Annotated in this window: 12 protein-coding genes and 2 pseudogenes; 4 read left to right on the top strand and 10 right to left on the bottom strand. The window is 56.4% G+C overall.

All coding sequences use genetic code 11. The annotated features are described in order from the left end of the window. From QEZ52_RS12195 to QEZ52_RS12205, 3 genes are read right to left on the bottom strand one after another with little or no spacing between them, the layout of a single operon-like run. Positions 1 to 462, bottom strand: coding sequence for a (2Fe-2S)-binding protein (locus QEZ52_RS12195; RefSeq protein WP_406644626.1), 462 nt, complete (start codon positions 460 to 462; stop codon positions 1 to 3). Between the two features lie 35 nt (positions 463 to 497). Continuing rightward, entirely contained in the window at positions 498 to 1,337 is an 840-nt protein-coding gene (locus QEZ52_RS12200; RefSeq protein WP_406644627.1) for an SDR family NAD(P)-dependent oxidoreductase, read from the bottom strand. A 38-nt stretch (positions 1,338 to 1,375) separates the two neighbouring features. Next, positions 1,376 to 2,191, bottom strand: coding sequence for an SDR family oxidoreductase (locus tag QEZ52_RS12205; RefSeq protein ID WP_406644628.1), 816 nt, complete (start codon positions 2,189 to 2,191; stop codon positions 1,376 to 1,378). Positions 2,192 to 2,353: 162 nt separating this feature from the next. On the opposite strand from QEZ52_RS12205, the gene QEZ52_RS12210 reads away from it, so the two are divergent. Both QEZ52_RS12210 and QEZ52_RS12215 read left to right on the top strand, forming a co-directional pair. Continuing rightward, positions 2,354 to 3,247, top strand: a complete 894-nt coding sequence (locus QEZ52_RS12210; RefSeq protein WP_406644629.1) for an AraC family transcriptional regulator N-terminal domain-containing protein — start codon at positions 2,354 to 2,356, stop codon at positions 3,245 to 3,247. Positions 3,248 to 3,881: 634 nt separating this feature from the next. After that, the gene (locus tag QEZ52_RS12215) at positions 3,882 to 5,813 is read left to right on the top strand and encodes a DUF3604 domain-containing protein (RefSeq protein ID WP_406644630.1); all 1,932 of its coding nucleotides are present in this window, start codon (positions 3,882 to 3,884) and stop codon (positions 5,811 to 5,813) included. A gap of 284 nt (positions 5,814 to 6,097) precedes the next feature. Here the strand turns inward: QEZ52_RS12215 and QEZ52_RS12220 are convergent, their stop codons facing one another. From QEZ52_RS12220 to QEZ52_RS12250, 7 genes are all read right to left on the bottom strand, one after another. Further along, entirely contained in the window at positions 6,098 to 7,159 is a 1,062-nt protein-coding gene (locus QEZ52_RS12220; protein WP_406644631.1) for a 2Fe-2S iron-sulfur cluster-binding protein, read from the bottom strand. 7 nt (positions 7,160 to 7,166) lie between these two features. Further along, positions 7,167 to 7,646, bottom strand: coding sequence for a hypothetical protein (locus QEZ52_RS12225; protein WP_406644632.1), 480 nt, complete (start codon positions 7,644 to 7,646; stop codon positions 7,167 to 7,169). Continuing rightward, the gene (locus tag QEZ52_RS12230) at positions 7,643 to 8,533 is read right to left on the bottom strand and encodes an ABC transporter six-transmembrane domain-containing protein (RefSeq protein ID WP_406644634.1); all 891 of its coding nucleotides are present in this window, start codon (positions 8,531 to 8,533) and stop codon (positions 7,643 to 7,645) included. Before QEZ52_RS12230 ends, QEZ52_RS12225 begins: the two co-directional genes overlap by 4 nt. After that, positions 8,530 to 9,696, bottom strand: coding sequence for an aromatic ring-hydroxylating dioxygenase subunit alpha (locus tag QEZ52_RS12235; RefSeq protein ID WP_406644635.1), 1,167 nt, complete (start codon positions 9,694 to 9,696; stop codon positions 8,530 to 8,532). The genes QEZ52_RS12230 and QEZ52_RS12235 overlap by 4 nt, the downstream gene beginning before the upstream one ends. 9 nt (positions 9,697 to 9,705) lie before the next feature. Then, positions 9,706 to 9,969 (bottom strand): hypothetical protein, encoded by a 264-nt coding sequence (locus QEZ52_RS12240; RefSeq protein ID WP_406644636.1) that lies wholly within the window; start codon positions 9,967 to 9,969, stop codon positions 9,706 to 9,708. After that, positions 9,966 to 10,556: a TetR/AcrR family transcriptional regulator gene (locus tag QEZ52_RS12245; RefSeq protein ID WP_406644637.1), complete on the bottom strand. Its 591-nt coding sequence runs from the start codon at positions 10,554 to 10,556 to the stop codon at positions 9,966 to 9,968. The genes QEZ52_RS12240 and QEZ52_RS12245 overlap by 4 nt, the downstream gene beginning before the upstream one ends. A gap of 478 nt (positions 10,557 to 11,034) precedes the next feature. Further along, a complete protein-coding gene (locus tag QEZ52_RS12250; RefSeq protein ID WP_406644638.1) occupies positions 11,035 to 11,712 on the bottom strand; it encodes a LysR substrate-binding domain-containing protein in 678 nt (225 codons plus the stop codon). A 96-nt stretch (positions 11,713 to 11,808) separates the two neighbouring features. On the opposite strand from QEZ52_RS12250, the pseudogene QEZ52_RS12255 reads away from it, so the two are divergent. Together QEZ52_RS12255 and QEZ52_RS12260 are read left to right on the top strand one after the other, a co-directional pair. Next, positions 11,809 to 13,191 (top strand): annotated as a pseudogene (locus tag QEZ52_RS12255) (IS3 family transposase). Positions 13,192 to 13,278: 87 nt separating this feature from the next. After that, positions 13,279 to 13,464 (top strand): annotated as a pseudogene (locus QEZ52_RS12260) (helix-turn-helix domain-containing protein); the annotation flags it as partial. Positions 13,465 to 13,528 lie beyond the last annotated feature (64 nt).

A 13,528-nucleotide genomic window follows, 5' to 3' on the forward strand; every position in this document is an offset into this window, starting at 1 on the left:
TCAGGCCTCCATCGTGTTGGATGCGTGCTGGATCGCGGCGCGAATACGCTGGTAGGTGGCACAACGGCAGGCATTGCCGTTCATATAGTCGTCGATCTCTTCCACGGTTGGCTTGGGGTTTTCGCTCAGCAACCCCACGGCGGACATGATCTGGCCCGACTGGCAATAGCCGCATTGCACCACATCCAGCTCGACCCAGGCGGCCTGCACTGCCTGTGCGGCCTTGGAGTTCAGCCCTTCGATGGTGGTGATCTCGGTGCCCTCGGCGTCCTCGACGTAGGTTTGGCAAGAGCGCACAGGCTCGCCATCCATATGCACGGTGCAGGCACCGCAGGCGGCCACGCCGCAGCCGAACTTGGTACCGGTTAGTTTCAGTTTATCCCGGATCACCCACAACAGCGGGGTTCCTGGTTCGGCTTCGACCTGATGGGTCTGGCCGTTGAGTTTCAGTGTAAGTGCCATGGTTATGGGATCTCTCCTAGGCTGGATCGTTGATGTCAGGATTGTTCAAATTCGGCAAAGGCATCGGCGTAATCGGGATGCCAGCGCGACAGCGCCGGACGGTTTTCCAGAATATCGCCCAGGGCCCAGGTCACCCGACGCTTGTCGCGCTCGGGTGTGACGCTGTTGTCCGGGCAGAGAATATAGAAATCGTCCGCCTCCATGCGACCAATCAGGTAATCGACGGCCTGCTCAGAGGTCCAGGCAGCAGCGGGTTTCTCCGGCATGTGGCTTGCGATCATACCGGTATAGGTGAAACCCGGCACAAACAGATGGGCCGAGATTGGTGCCGCCGACTGGCGCAGGTCATAGGCCAGCATTTCGGTCAGCACCTTCACACCGGCCTTGGAGACATTGTAGCCCGGATTGCCCGGCGGCGTGGTGATCCCCTGTTTGGAGCCGGTGTTGACCACCACAGCGGGCCGCGCGGCGGCGATCATGCGCGGCAGAAAGGCCTGCACGCCGTTCAGCACACCAAAGAGGTTCACCTCGATCATGGCACGCCAGGCGTCCGGTTCGTCCCAACTGCCAGAGCGGCGGCCTATTCCTGCGTTGTTCATCAGCACGGCGACATTGCCAGCGTCAAAAGCAGCTTCCGCCAATGCCTGTACCGACGCTGCATCGCTGACGTCCGTAGGGACCGCCAGAACCGGCACGCCAGGCTGGGCGATCCTGCGCAGCTTTTCTGCTGCTTGCTCCAATGCTTCGCCCGCCAGGTCAGCCAGAACAATCCCCAACCCACCCTGGGCAAATCGTTCGGCGGCGGCATAGCCCACACCACTGGTGCCGCCAGTGACGACCGCCAATCCGCCCGCTGCAAGTGCTTGTGTGTACATGGCTTTTCCTCCCGATTTCAAAATGTGAACAGGGCGTCTTACAGCCCCATGCCCGCCTTGATGCCACCAATGAACGTTTCGTCATCCTGCGCCTTGCGGGCGCTCAGCAGCGCCTCGGCATCTGCTCCGGCCCGGTAGCGCAGTTGGGATGTGCCGTCCGTGACGGCGGTGTGGATCACCTCGGCCACCAGCTCCGGCTCAGAGGCCTGCGCGCCAAAGCTGCCCATGGCGGCCTGCATTCCTGCGACCACGGGCAGGTAGTCGGGCATGCTTTCATCCACGACAAAGTCAAAGGACCGGCCGCCGAAATCGGTGTTGATCATGCCCGGCTCGACAATCTTGACCTTCACGCCACAGGCTTCGAGCTCATAGTGGAGCGCTTCGGACAGACCTTCGACAGCAAACTTGGTGCCATGATAGAGCGTGCCCAGCGGAAAGGTCATCTGCCCGCCGATCGAAGAGATATTGACGATAGTGCCTGATTTCTGCGCCCGCATGTGCGGAAGCACCGCTTTGGTCACGGCCAAAAGACCGATCACATTGGTATCGAACTGACGTTCGATCCGCTCCATCGGGAACGCTTCCAGCGGGCCATAGGCACCGTAGCCCGCGTTGTTCAGCAGCACGTCAATTTGGCCATAGGTGCTGAGCGCCTGGTCCACTGCGTATGCAATGGTTTCGGGCTGGGTCACATCCAGCGCGGCAACCAGAACATTTGCCCGGTCCGCCAGTTCCCCGGCATCCGCAGGGTTGCGCATCGTGGCAACGACGTTCCAGCCATTATCGGCAAACAGACGGGCAGTGGCCTTGCCGATCCCTGAAGAGGCTCCGGTGATGAGAATGGTTTGCGGCATTTTCTGGCTCCCAATTATCCCTTGCAATCTAGGTAGAGCACAGGCCGCCGTTCCCCTTGCCTGATCCTCCGGATGATCTGCCTGATCCTCCGGGAAGCCGGAATTTGCGGTTCTTTGCCCGCCTTTTCCTGCCTATAGTCGGACACAAGAGGAGGAGCGCCGATGGTACCGCAGGACCTGATTTCAGATGTTGCCGCTTATGTCCGCGACCAAGACGCGCTGGAGACCGGCTGTGAAACTGGTGTGGGCGGGCTGTTTGCCTTTTGCAGCGAGAAGCCGACCGAATTTCAGGCGATGATCTATGAGCCGATCATGTGCCTTGTCCTGCAGGGCGCCAAGGAAGCGCATCTGGAGGACCGCACCGTCCGCTATGGCGCGGGCAAATCGCTGATCGTCAGCCACGCCCTGCCGGTAATGGCCGGCGTGATGGATGCATCGCCGGACAAACCCTATGTCTCGCTGGCGCTACAGTTGGATCTGGCAACCGTACGGAGCCTCTATGACGAGATCGGCACTCTGACAGGCCCTGATCACGGTTCTCATTCGATGAGCGTTGCCGACGGCGATGCCGCCTTGTTCGACGCGGTCGGACGGCTGTTCAGGCTGGCGCATGACCCGATGGAAGTTCAGGCGCTGGCACCCCTGGTACTGAAAGAGATCCATTTCCGCCTGCTGCGCGCCCAACATGGCGGAATGCTTCGCCAACTCCTGCTGCACGAAAGTCCGGCAAGCCGGATTGCCAAGGCGATTGCCATGATCCGTGAACAGTACAAGTCCCCCCTGCCCGTGACAGATCTGGCTGCGGAAGCAGGCATGAGCCAGTCCACGTTTCACGAGCATTTCAAGGCGCTGACCTCCACCACGCCGCTGCAATATCAAAAGGAGCTGCGGCTAATGGAGGCGCGGCGCCTGCTGCTGGGAGGCAGCAAGTCGGTGGCCTCGGCGGCCTATGATGTCGGTTATGAAAGCCCGACCCAATTTAGCCGGGAATACGTGCGGAAATTCGGGGTTCCGCCTCGGCACGAGAAAGTGCCGTCTGCGGCGGCCGCCAGCTAGACCTGTCTGAAAGGTCCGCATGAATTTCATGAAAATGACTTTGGCTTCGTCCAAATCTCGACCGCCGGAATTCTCAGACTAGAATTGCTAGCGTCAACTCGAATGATTGGGTTGGGCAAGCCGCACAGAGGCGACGGGAACTGTGACAAATGGCAGGACTCGGTCGTCGGAGCCGGTCAGGGCCAAGCAGATTTGGCAGCTAGCTGCGCCGTGGAGCCCGGCAGTTCGCTGCAGTCCCATACCGAACACACGCACTTGGTAAAAGCGGCCAGTCAGCCGGGCAAGCTTCAATTGAACCGTCTCAGAGAAGCAATGCGCCCACGGTAAATTCATTAACAACATTTATGCGTGACTGAAGTTCGGATTTTACCGATCTTGGAGCAGATACCTGTTTTCAACACACTGATATCCACAGTGGTCCTATGAGGTCATACTGAAAGTCTCTGCATGCAAATCAGTGGTGATTATTTTGAGGCTTAGTGAATTGGGACACATTTGAGCCCTGCAATTAGAGATGGCATTCACCCTTTATTTGACGTGAAATTGCCAGTGCTTGAAAGCGTTTTACATCATGTTAGACTGCGCAGTGTCTATTTAACGTCATTTATTGCAATCGCGGCATGGAGGAATATCTATGAGGGTCTCAAAGTTATTAACACCCCATCTTTGGGGTCCGGCCGCCGTCATTTCCCTATCACTTTGTGGCGGCAACAGTGTTCTGGCTCAGGTGCAGGATGTCACTCCAGACAAAGAAGGCGTGGCCGCAAATTTTCAGACCGATAATTTTTCACCATATGCCGGACGGAACTTCCCGACAAAGGTCTTGTGGGGCGACACGCATTTGCACACAGCAGTATCGGTCGACGCAGGCACCATGACACGCATGAGCCAAGATGAAGCATTTCGTTTTGCGCGTGGCGAAGAGGTCACAACCACACACGGGCTGAGAGCGAAACTCGGCCGTCCTCTGGATTGGTTGGTTATCGCAGATCACTCAGAAATGTATGGGCTCATGCCGCAGCTTCTCGCCGGTGACCCTGATCTGCTGTCTCAACCTCAAGCCAAGGCGTGGTACGATGAATTGATCACCAATGATCCAGACAGGGTTTTTGCGACCGCGATGGAAATTGTTGCATCTCTGTCCCAACCCTCGCCGCCTTTCGAAGGTCAAAAGGCGGTTAAAAATGCGTGGAGAGAATACACCGCCCTAGCAGATCAATATAACGAACCAGGCGTCTTTTCCGCCCTCATCGGGTATGAATGGACGTCGCAGGGGGGGGACAATATCCACCGGAACGTGATCTTCCGCGATGACGCGGCCATGGCCAATGCAATTGTTCCATACTCGCAATTCGACAGTCAAAATCCCGAAGACCTCTGGGCTCATTTGGCCGATTATGAAGATCACACTGGTGGCGATGTTCTCGCCATTCCTCACAACGGCAATCTCAGCAATGGCCGTTTGTTTAGCGTTTCGAACTTTGATGGCACGCCTCTGACGGAAGAGCTTGCGGCGCTTCGTGCGCGATTTGAACCCGTGATAGAAACCACACAGATCAAAGGCGATAGCGAGGCCCATCCGTTTCTTTCACCAGATGACGAGTTTGCGGATTTTGATACCTGGGACAGGTCAAATCTGAATGGCACGCAAGCCAAAACACCGGATATGCTTCAATACGAATACTCTCGTGAGGCCTACAAGACTGGGCTGATGCTCGAGAAAACGCTGGGTGTTAATCCATTTAAGGTTGGCCAGATTGGGTCAACAGATGCGCACACCGGAATGGCGGCCGTGGAAGAAGAAAACTTCTTTGGCAAACACTCGGGCGTGGAGCCTGAACCACATCGGTGGGAGCATGTCGTCATCGAAGCACCTGACCCGGAATTCACGATTTACGGGTGGCAGCAGGCTTCGGGTGGATATGCAGGTGTCTGGGCGACAGAGAATACACGGGAAGCCATCTTTGACGCCCTGGAGCGGAGAGAAGTATACGGCACAACTGGATCTCGCATAATGTTGCGGTTCTTCGGGGGTTGGGACTTCAAGAATGAAGATGCCAAATCCCGCCTTCCCGCCGACATTGGATATGCCAAGGGTGTCCCAATGGGTGCTGACCTCCCGAAACGAGAGGATGCCAGTGCGCCAAACTTTCTGATTGCAGCGTTAAAAGATCCGTTCAGCGGAAATTTGGATCGCGTGCAGGTCGTAAAGGGTTGGTTGAATGACGATGGGACGCGTGGCGAACACGTTTTTGACGTCGCGTGGAGCGGAGATAGGACGCCCGGTGCTGACGGTAAGCTGCCTTCCGTGGGCAATACGGTCGATATCGAAAATGCGACTTGGACCAACACCATCGGGTCACCAGAGTTGATCACATACTGGCAGGACCCGAAATTTGACCCAAACCAGCGTGCGTTTTACTATGTCCGGGTGATTGAAATTCCCACTCCTAGGTGGACGGCCTACGAAGCCAAGCGTTTTAATGTCCAGATGACCAGCGATGTGCCGATGACCACGACAGAGCGCGCGTATTCGTCTCCAATTTGGTACACTCCTGAAGGCTAGACGCCATTTGCTGCTGATTTTCAGCGCTTTGGGCCAATTTTCGCGCCGTGTTTATACGTGACAAGAGGTTTGCCCGTCAAAGTACACTGTTGGATAACAGAGGGGACAAATGTCTCCTCACAAGGGTCAGTTTAGGCGGCTTTGTCCCGCGATTCAGTCGTCCGGCGCAGGAGAGCGCCGCACACTGCGTGAATGTCTGATTTGAGACAGCAGGCCGGTGGGATTGCAATCGCCTCGAACGGCAGTTGTGGGTCGTGCAAGATTGGAGATCCTCATCTGGCACGCTACCCTGGAAACTCAATCTCCAGTTTTGAGGTTTGGGCAACACTTTGGCAGGTGAGGACGTCCCCTTGTGCAATGTCCGTTTCGGTAAGAGCCATTTGCGTATGCATGCGAATGTTGCCCTTTGTCAGCCGCGCCTTACAGGCACCGCAAACCCCGGACTGGCAGCTGTAAGGAGGCTTTAGCCCAGCAGCGAGCGCCGCCTCCAGCAAAGTTTGATCTGCGGGCACAGCAATGTTGTGGCGACGGCCCTTCAGGGTGACCAAAGCTGTGGCCGCAATGCCGGTGATATTGGTACCGGCAAGTATTCCACCGCCCCCGAAACTCTCCAGATGAATGCGGCTTGCAGGCACATCCAGTGCCATCAACGCGTCGCGCACATTTTTGTTCATCTCACCCGGGCCGCAGATCCAATATCTTACGTCCTGCGCGACCGGTGGGGTTTCCGCAAAGGCTGCACTGATGGCCTCTGTTGCGATGTGGCCACTGCGCCAGGGGGAAAACCAGCTCCAAATCGACGGGGACGAGAGCATGTGACGCAGGGTGAACCGACCCGAGTGGTCGTTGGCGAGCGCGTCCAGTTCCTCGCAAAACAGGATACCGTCCGCGGTTCTATTGCCATAAATCAGATGCGCCACGGAATGCGGTTCATGCGCCAGAAGCTCTTTGATCATAGCAAACAGAGGCGTAATACCGCTGCCGGCAGCAAAGAAATAGTGGGTGCGGCGCGCCATCGGATCGGCTTGGAGCATAAACTGGCCCAATGGCGGCATCGCCTCCAACGTGTGGCCAACCTTGAGGCTGTCTGCGATATGGTTCGAAACCACACCGTTTTGGACCCGCTTGACCGTGATGCGCAAAGGAGCGCCGGGCGGATTGGAGATTGTGTAACACCGGCGGTGCTCTTTGCCGTCGATCACAAAGCGCAAAGGCAAATGCTGCCCTGCCTGCCAGCTGAAGGTTTCGCCCAGCTCAGGCGGCACGACACATGTAACGCTGGTGGCTTGGCCGCCGATCTCCCGGTGGATATCTGAAATGGTAAGGGGATGAAAATCGCTATTCATTTCGGCCTCAGCGGTAGTCATAGGTGGAAGACAGCGACCGTATCACGGACTGCCCAGCATGAGTGACGATGTCAAAGCGGTCGGTCTGGGTCATCACCCCTTGGTAAGTGCCCCAGACATAATTGACTTGTGTCTGGGCCGTTATGACACGTGTGCTGCCTTCGGCAGAAACTGTCAGCGTCGCCTCTGAGCGACCGGTTTCCTCATAGCCTTGCATGGCTTCCATGAACTTTGGATCCGCGGTCCAATCTGGCAGCGACTCCCATTCGGACACTGCGTAGCTGAATTCCCAGTCCGGCGCGCCCGCTCCCATCTGAACGGCAATGCTGTGGGTGGCCTCGGGGTGCCAATCCTGCCAGTTTGCGGCAGATTCCCAGGTTGCTGAATAATGGCGTTTGACCAAGTCTTCGGGTGCGTCCCTGGGGGCTGCAATGGCCAGCCCGGCCGCAAGGAGAGTTCCAATAGCAGTAGCGGTGACGCGTTTCATTCAGCGGCCTCCATCTGGTTGATACGTATAGTGATTTCGGAAAGGCGCGAAAGCGTTTGCAGGGTCATCGGAAGGATCAGAGCGCTTTCAACAAAGTCCCAGCTGTAGGTGACGATGGAAAACACGCCGCCAGCGGTGACGCCCAGCGACTGGGTTGCAAACCAAAGGTTGAACATCTCCATGCCGAGCAGAGCTGTCAAAATTGTTCCGTAGATCAGGCCTTCGGTGTCCGAGATGCGGATTTCCGATTTGCGCAAAGAAAGAAGATGCGCGCCCAGCTTCGGTCCAGACCGGGTTTCCAGCACGCCAACCTGCTGTTCTGCCCGGGCGTTGAGAGTTGCATTCAGGCGGAAGAAACTATTGTGCGCCAGTGCGTAAGTCAGCATGGTTGCTGTCAACGCCGCCATCGCAGCCAATGCCAGCCCTGGATGGAATCCTGCCAGAATGACAAGCGCGGCAAGGACGCGGACAACTGCCGTCATGCTTTCAGGAGCGTCGGATTCCAGGAAATTCACCAGCTCGCGCCCCATGCCAAGCCGCGCGTTGAGCCGCGAGACAGGTATGTCTTCCGATCTCTTTGCAAGCTCTTTGCCCAGTTCGACCCGTATCAGGCCGTAGGCACGGGTATCATACACCCGGCGCAGAGTGCCAAGGAGGACCAGCGCGGCCAACACCGCGCCAAGCAAGATGAAGGCTTCGAAATTTGCGGCCAGCAGCCCGTCGATGGCTATCCCGATCAACAAAGGGATCAACGCGAACATAACCACCTCGGCCAGGGTCAACCCCCAGGTGACACTGATCTGCGGCCAGAAGGCACCCAGCAGTCCGCGCAGGGTGAGCGGCCTGCCTGCCAGCCGTCCGGCCGGGCGTCTTGCCGAGGGTCTCATGCGGTCTGCGCCTCTTGCGCCGCTATGAAATCCAGAACCGCCTGCTGGTGCCGGATGACCGGGCTTTCGCCGACGGCCGCCGGGCCAACCTCAAAATAGGGGCTGTGCAGGGATTTCTGCTGCTGCTCGCACGCATAGATGTCTTCGGCCGTAAAATCGCCCGACGCCATTGGGTCATCTTCGTCCGCTTCACCCTCCCCTGTGTATTTCGCGCCGCCAAAGTCTTTCCAGAACCTGTGACTGCTCCAGGCCTGTTTGCTGAACTCCCACTCGGAAACATTGGCGAGCTTTGTGCGGTTTTCGACCCGTGTCAGTTCCGGGCCCAATGGCGTGATTATGAACAGGTTCCAGCTGTCCTCGCTCGCGCCGATTCCGATGCCGGGAAACAGCATTGGAACCCAGGTGCCGCGATGCGGTTCAGGGATCACCCGCGGGGTGGGCAGGTTTTTTTGCAGGTCCTGGCCATAGGCCTCGCTGGGTGGCTCCCAGAAATGGTAATGCGGCCCTTCCCAACCGTATTCAGCCTGAGAATGATCGTACATATGCAGCGTGTTCGCGTGCAGGTGACTGAGGTGATAGACGTCGATGTAATTTTCAACGACGATCTTCCAGTTGGCTTTGATCTCGTAGGAATTGCGCGCCTCGGTATATTCCGCCAGCTCCTCGGGCTTATGCGGACCCAGATACGGGTCCACGTCGCCGAACCATTGCGCCAAGCTTGGGGCCTGCGGGTCCGGATGTACAAACAGCATACCGCGCCAGACGTCGACACTTGCCGGCTTCAGACCCAGGCAGCTCTTGTCGATGCCGTTCGGATATTCGCGCGTCTCGTCGGGAACCGAGATCAGATTGCCTTCCAGATCATAGGTCCAGTCATGATAGGGGCAGGTCAACGCCTTTTGCGATTTTCCGACAGCTCGGATCAGCTGGGTTCCGCGGTGGCGGCAGATGTTGTGAAAGGCGCGCAGACGCCGGTCGCGGCCCATCACGATGAAGAGGTTGTTCAGGCCGGCCTGAACCGAGATATACTGACCCGGCTCTGGCACATCCTCTGCAAGCCCTGCAAAGCGCCAACTGCGGGAAAAGATCAGAGCTTGTTCATGGTCAAACCATTCCTGCGACGTGTAGGTGGATACGGGCAGGTTGTGATACATGCGTGTCATTGTGCTGCCTCAGACCAGCCAGGGGGCGTATTGCGGGAACAGGCTGGCTGCAATCATCATGACCCCGGCCAAGGCCCACAGGATTACCACTGCCCAGAACAGCAGCGGATCTTTGCTGCGGTTGACTTGAAAAACGAAATGCGTTTGGCCACCTAATACAGCAGGCACCAGCCACCACAGAAACAACAGCCCCCAAATCCAATAGATCCCAAGAACTGCGGAAACTCCGAGGATTGGAAAGGCAATGTAGTTCAAAACCCTTTGACGGTTCATGCGGGGCCCTCCAATGTGCGCGCCAGAAGCAGGGCTGCCTGTTTCAGGTCCTGATGCCATTCTGCGGGAGGCGAAAGCGGTGAAAGGGAATCAAGTGTCACGAAACTTGACGAGATACCCTGCGCCACGGCCCGGACCCTTGCAGGGTCTGCCTTGGGCACAATCCGGGTCAACGTGTCGCTGAGCACCTTGAGAAAGCGGTCGAGACTGTCCAGCAGGTCTGCCCGCATCTCCGGGTTTTCTGCGGCAGAGACTGATAATCCCTGCCACGCGAGCAGCAGCCTGGGGTCGGACTCTGCATCCTCAGAAAACAAGATCCCAACCATGTCTTCCGCGTTTTGTGCTTCGGCCAACGCACTGGCCAGCCTGCTCGTCAGCCCGTTGAAAGTCTCAACGACATGTTCGTTCAGCGCAGCAATCATTTGATCACGATTGCCCAAATAGTGACGCAGAAGCGGGCGCTTAACTCCGGCTTCTGCTGCGATCCGTTCTTGTGTTGCCCCTTCGAGCCCAAAACGGGCAACACACGTCAGGTAAGCGTCGAGGATTTCCTCGGAGCGCTGGTCTTTCAAACTGGGGCGAGGCATGGCAGCTCCATAAATTGTCATATTTGACAAATAATGGAGTCGGATAAATTGTCAATATTGAAAATAAACTTAAGTACAGGCCTTGCATCCCAATTTGATGCTGCAAGGACTGACGACTCCGTCACGCGCGGCTGTCAAACCTAACCTTGAAATGCAGCATGATGAACCGAGCGCCGCCATGGCGGCCTGCATCACAGCATCGAAATAGTCTGCTGGAGATCAGCTGTGGCCCGGTTGAGCCCAGTTGTGCGGCTTCGTTCCAGAGTTTTGCATAGGCCACCAACCTGCCCACAGCAGCCATTGATGGCCAGAACACATCCAGAGCTAGTGCCGTTGCGGTTGGTTCAGCCCCGAAGCGGACATCACTATCACTTGTGGGTTGTGACCGCACCGCGGGATAAAGTGGCCAATCAGCATTGTTTCTTTAACGTCCGATCTTGGAACGTCTTGCGTGGTTCCGGGTGCCGGCCCTCTGTTCTCAACTGTTCCCGGAACATTTTAAAATCCACTTCCAAAATGCGGCCAGCTTTGGATTATTTCGCAAACTCCTACGCGTCACAAAGTAATAGGATTCTGGAGCGTCAATCGCGAAGGCATCAAATGCAACGAGATCCCCGGCTTCAAGTTCACGACGGATCATTGCGCTATGTCCAATTGCGACACCCATACCTGATTTCACCGATTGGATCAGGCCGTTATATAAGGCAAAGCTCAGTTCAGGTGCCTGCAGGTTGCCTGGGTGGCCCATCGCCCTTGCCCAAACAGACCAGTCGTCAGGCCAAAACGTATCCTGAAGGCGTGTCTGACTTAGAATGTCGCGCAAAGTCAGAGTGTCGGGCATTGCCGCTCTGAGTGTCGGGCTACAGACCGGGACCAGTTTTTCTCCAAAAAGACGCTCACTTTGAAAACCCTCCGGCGGTCGCTCAACATAGACGATCATCGCATCAATGTCGGGCCCAAAGCTGAAGCCTCTCCCGCCAGTTGAGATCCCATCATGGAAATCGAACCGGAACCGGATATCTGGATGCCCGTTCTGAAAATCAGACAGATACGGCGTTAGCCATTTTTCCATGAACACCGGAAGGGTTGAAATCACGATCGGACGCGCTTCAACGTGCGTGCGAAGGTCTCGCGTTGCAGTGGCAAGGTCATCCATAAGCGGTGCATGTCTGACGTCAGCGCTTATGGGTCCAAATAGGGTTATTTGCTAAGAGAGGGTTTGTTGCTCATCGTAGCCACCGAGGAGTGGACGATGAGAAAGACAACGAAGAGCCCTGGCGAGAAGATCGTCAAAGATATCAAACGCGGCACGCGCAAGCATTATTCCAGCGAAGAGAAGATCAGGATCGTACTGGATGGGCTGCGCGGCGAAGACAGCATTGCCGAGCTGTGCCGTCGTGAAGGGATATCGCAGGGCGTCTACTACAAATGGTCAAAAGACTTCATGGAAGCTGGCAAGAAGAGGCTTGCTGGCGACACAGCACGAGCAGCCAACACCGATGAGGTCAAGGCACTCCGCCGCGAGGCAAAGGATCTCAAGGAGGTCGTCGCAGAGCAGACGCTTGAACTGCGTCTTCTCAAAAAAGCATGCTCGGGGATGGGGACGACCACGAATGAGATATGCCGCATCAGAGAAGCTGGAGATCATTCGGCTGGTGGAAGAAAGCCACCTGTCAGCGCGTCGGACACTGGCCAAGCTGGGCATTCCCCGCACCACATTTTACCGCTGGTACGACCGGTATCTGCAGCGTGGTGAGGCTGGTTTGCAGGATCGATCTCCCAAGCCCAATCACGTTTGGAACCGCGTTCCCGTCGAAGTGAAGCGCAAGGTTGTCGACCTCGCCTTGAAAGAGACAGAGCTATCGCCCCGCGAGCTGGCCGTGACGTTCACCGATCAAGACCGTTATTTTGTCTCGGAATCTACGGTGTATCGCACCCTCAAAGCCCATGATCTCATCACCAGCCCGGCGTTCATCGTCTTGAAGGCGGCCCCCTCTCGGCAGATTGCTTTGCAATCGCCTGCCGGGCAATGGATGAGTTCCAGCATAAGACAACTGGTATCAACCAGCTTTGGCAGACAGACTTCACCTACATCAAGGTTCTGGGCTGGGGCTGGTTCTATCTCAGCACGGTCCTGGACGATTACAGTCGCTACATCGTCTCTTGGAAGCTCTGCACGAACATGCGGACAGAAGATGTAACGGACACACTGGAATTGGCGCTACAGGCGTCTGGCTGTGATCAAATCCACGTCGTTCATAAGCCGCGTCTTCTTAGCGACAACGGCTCCAGTTATGTCTCAGGCGACTTGGCCGAATGGCTAAAGGACAAAGGTATGAAGCACGCGCGCGGTGCGCCATATCATCCGCAAACGCAGGGCAAAATCGAACGATGGCATCAAACCCTTAAGAACCGCATCCTGCTGGAAAACTACTTCTTACCGGGTGACCTCGAAGCTCAGATCGAAGCCTTCGTCGACCACTACAATCACCAGCGCTTCCACGAGAGCATCAACAACGTCACACCCGCCGACGTCTACTTCGGGCGCGACAAAGCCATTCTAAAACAACGTGAAAGGATCAAACGGAAAACACGCGAAGCGCGACGCTTGCATCACCGCCAGCACGCCGCATAATCAAACCAAACAGATGAGCCAAACTCTCTCTTAGTTTAGGCAGCCACTGGTTCCAAAAACTCTGACGACGGACAGTCGCTCACTGGTTCATCTGCTCGCGACTACATCCAGAGATCGGTTGTACAGAAGGCGAAACTTAGCCTGTCTCTGACAACCAAGTCCGTCAGGGAAATCGGACATGAGCTGGGTTTCCAGCATTCACAATCATTCAACAAGTTTTTCAAGAAACAAACCAACTTGTCTCCGGGCGAATATCGGAAATCAATCAATTAGACTTGGGGTTTCGATCGGCTGTGCGGCATCTGCTTTTACCCATACCCGAAAAACCGCCAGTCAT

It is taken from the genome of Aliisedimentitalea scapharcae (assembly GCF_045277565.1).
Lineage (GTDB): Bacteria > Pseudomonadota > Alphaproteobacteria > Rhodobacterales > Rhodobacteraceae > Aliisedimentitalea > Aliisedimentitalea scapharcae.

What these genes read in the sequence shown, in the direction of transcription:
- QEZ52_RS12245 (WP_406644637.1), bottom strand. Translation starts at nt 10,556, where the DNA reads ATGCCTCGCCCCAGTTTGAAAGACCAGCGCTCCGAGGAAATCCTCGAC.
- QEZ52_RS12215 (WP_406644630.1), top strand. Translation starts at nt 3,882, where the DNA reads ATGAGGGTCTCAAAGTTATTAACACCCCATCTTTGGGGTCCGGCCGCC.
- QEZ52_RS12200 (WP_406644627.1), bottom strand. Translation starts at nt 1,337, where the DNA reads ATGTACACACAAGCACTTGCAGCGGGCGGATTGGCGGTCGTCACTGGC.
- QEZ52_RS12195 (WP_406644626.1), bottom strand. Translation starts at nt 462, where the DNA reads ATGGCACTTACACTGAAACTCAACGGCCAGACCCATCAGGTCGAAGCC.
- QEZ52_RS12250 (WP_406644638.1), bottom strand. Translation starts at nt 11,712, where the DNA reads ATGGATGACCTTGCCACTGCAACGCGAGACCTTCGCACGCACGTTGAA.
- QEZ52_RS12235 (WP_406644635.1), bottom strand. Translation starts at nt 9,696, where the DNA reads ATGACACGCATGTATCACAACCTGCCCGTATCCACCTACACGTCGCAG.
- QEZ52_RS12210 (WP_406644629.1), top strand. Translation starts at nt 2,354, where the DNA reads ATGGTACCGCAGGACCTGATTTCAGATGTTGCCGCTTATGTCCGCGAC.
- QEZ52_RS12225 (WP_406644632.1), bottom strand. Translation starts at nt 7,646, where the DNA reads ATGAAACGCGTCACCGCTACTGCTATTGGAACTCTCCTTGCGGCCGGG.
- QEZ52_RS12230 (WP_406644634.1), bottom strand. Translation starts at nt 8,533, where the DNA reads ATGAGACCCTCGGCAAGACGCCCGGCCGGACGGCTGGCAGGCAGGCCG.
- QEZ52_RS12205 (WP_406644628.1), bottom strand. Translation starts at nt 2,191, where the DNA reads ATGCCGCAAACCATTCTCATCACCGGAGCCTCTTCAGGGATCGGCAAG.
- QEZ52_RS12220 (WP_406644631.1), bottom strand. Translation starts at nt 7,159, where the DNA reads ATGAATAGCGATTTTCATCCCCTTACCATTTCAGATATCCACCGGGAG.
- QEZ52_RS12240 (WP_406644636.1), bottom strand. Translation starts at nt 9,969, where the DNA reads ATGAACCGTCAAAGGGTTTTGAACTACATTGCCTTTCCAATCCTCGGA.